Origin of the sequence: Stenotrophomonas sp. SrG (assembly GCF_050031795.1) — a bacterium.
GTDB classification, from domain to species: domain Bacteria; phylum Pseudomonadota; class Gammaproteobacteria; order Xanthomonadales; family Xanthomonadaceae; genus Stenotrophomonas; species Stenotrophomonas rhizophila_A.
Genome location: NZ_JBNBBE010000081.1, coordinates 1 through 316 on the forward strand (window position 1 = coordinate 1; position 316 = coordinate 316).

The 316-nt window shown below is 72.2% G+C and carries 1 protein-coding gene; it reads left to right on the forward strand.

Annotated elements, in window-relative coordinates; all coding sequences use genetic code 11:
• Positions 1-101 precede the first annotated feature (101 nt).
• Positions 102-316: FAD-dependent oxidoreductase (locus ACQG3P_RS19060; RefSeq protein ID WP_426805913.1), on the forward strand; the 215-nt coding region annotated here is incomplete at its 3' end.

Sequence of the window (316 nt, forward strand, 5' to 3'; positions counted from 1 at the left end):
GGGCTGGAACGTACTGTGATAGTGCCACTGTACCTCCGTCGGCAGCCGCCGTCCCAGCTGGCGCACCTCACCTCGACACGGGTGGCTGGCATGCTGTGCGCATGAGCGAGCCCCCGATGAGCCTGGCCGGACAGGCGCACGCACCCAGCGGGTATGCCGACAGCGTGCCCGACGCGCCACTGCGCGCGCCGCCGCGGGGCGACCATGCCACCGACGTGTGCGTACTGGGCGCTGGCTACACCGGCCTGTCTGCCGCGCTCTCGTTGGCCGAACGCGGCTACCGGGTGACCGTGCTCGAGGCGCACCGGGTCGGCTG